The sequence below is a fragment of the Paraburkholderia mimosarum LMG 23256 = NBRC 106338 genome (assembly GCF_000739815.1).
GTDB lineage: Bacteria > Pseudomonadota > Gammaproteobacteria > Burkholderiales > Burkholderiaceae > Paraburkholderia > Paraburkholderia mimosarum.
Map to the genome: position 1 here is coordinate 1 of NZ_BBJJ01000289.1, position 1,480 is coordinate 1,480.

Annotated in this window: 2 protein-coding genes; both read left to right on the forward strand. The window is 60.7% G+C overall.

The window, feature by feature from the left end; translation table 11 throughout:
- Positions 1-59 precede the first annotated feature (59 nt).
- On the forward strand, positions 60-1,142 hold the full coding sequence (locus BMI01S_RS37445) for an IS630 family transposase (RefSeq protein WP_028231180.1): 1,083 nt from the start codon (positions 60-62) through the stop codon (positions 1,140-1,142).
- A 13-nt stretch (positions 1,143-1,155) separates the two neighbouring features.
- Positions 1,156-1,455 (forward strand): hypothetical protein, encoded by a 300-nt coding sequence (locus tag BMI01S_RS40475; RefSeq protein ID WP_081723427.1) that lies wholly within the window; start codon positions 1,156-1,158, stop codon positions 1,453-1,455.
- The last annotated feature ends 25 nt before the right edge of the window (positions 1,456-1,480 follow it).

Consider the following 1,480-nt stretch of genomic DNA (forward strand, 5'->3'; position numbering starts at 1 on the left):
CCTAGTACAACATCCCGTAAATAGATTGAATAATTAATTGCCTCGGTTATCATGTCTGGATGAGCCGAGGCCGCCATGCATCGCCAGTGAAGCTGGCGAATAAAGAACGACAGGAACTGCTATCGCTGATTGAGCGGAAGACTGCTGCGCAGCGAGATGTGATGCGTGCACGTATCGCCTTGTGGGCCCACGAGGGGCACTCCAATACGGTGATCGCGCGGGAGTTGGGTGTCTCGGTGCAAACAGTCTGCCTGTGGCGCAAGCGCATTTCCCGTCAGGGCGTCCAGGGGATTCGCGAGGGTGAGCGCAGTGGGCGTCCGCCGCGCATCACGCACGAAGCGCGATTGCAATTGATTGCGCTGGCGTGTGAAGCTCAGGAACCTGAGGGAAGGGTGACGCCGACACTCGACGAGATTGCGGCGCGTGCCGTGGAGCGTGGCGTTGTCGCGCAGATCAGCCGCAGTCACGTGCAGCGCATTCTGCAGGCCGGCGATGTACGTCCGCACCGGATCCAGCAGTGGCTGCACAGTCCAGACCCGGCCTTTCGCGAAAAGGTCAACGTGATCTGCAAACTGTACCGGAAGGCGCCGCGAAACGCGGTCGTACTCAGCATCGACGAGAAGACCGGCATTCAGGCCATTGAGCGCAAGCACCCGGGACGGGCACCTGCTCCAGGACGGCTGCGTCGCCGTGAATTTGAATACATCCGTCACGGCACCCAGGCGTTGATTGCCGCGCTCGATGTGCATACCGGAAAGGTGTTGGCAGAGTGCCGCGAGCGGCGCACCCAGGACGATCTGGTAGCCTTCATGGAACGCGTGGCAGCCGCGTACCCAGACGAACAGGTGCACGTGGTGTGGGACAACTTGAACACGCATCGCGCCCAGGCTGTCTGGCAGGCGTTCAATGCGCGGCATGGCAAGCGGTTTCACTTCCACTTCACGCCGTTGCACGCGAGCTGGGTCAACCAGATCGAACTCTGGTTTGCCCGTTATACGCGCCGGGTGCTGCGCCATGCCAGCCACACCAGTACCGCGCACCTGCGCGAGCGCACCGATCAGTTCGTCGGCGAGCACAATCGGGCCGCACGCCCCTTCAAGTGGAGTTTCCGGGGCTATCCGCTGCAAAGCGGTGCATCGTAATCGAGGAACGCAGATGCCAGCTTTACCAGCCAAATACCACGCCGCTGAACTGCAGCGTCAACTGCGCAGCCTGCTTGGCCATGAGCAGATCGTCACGCAAGCCTACGGGCGTCACTTGCTGATCAAACGTCTGGACGACGACGAGCCGACTGTCGTCGCGCGCCTCACCGAACTCGGCCGAAATCGATATGGCGCCGCGTTTCGCAGCCATAGTGGGCGTTGGGAACCCCTGCCGGGCATGGGTTCGCTCGACGAAATGGCCAATGTGGTCGTCACGCTCCTGCACCCTTATTTGCAGCCCGATAATTATTAAACCTATTTACGGGATGTCGTACTAG

What these genes read in the sequence shown, in the direction of transcription:
- BMI01S_RS40475 (WP_081723427.1), top strand. Translation starts at nt 1,156, where the DNA reads ATGCCAGCTTTACCAGCCAAATACCACGCCGCTGAACTGCAGCGTCAA.
- BMI01S_RS37445 (WP_028231180.1), top strand. Translation starts at nt 60, where the DNA reads ATGAGCCGAGGCCGCCATGCATCGCCAGTGAAGCTGGCGAATAAAGAA.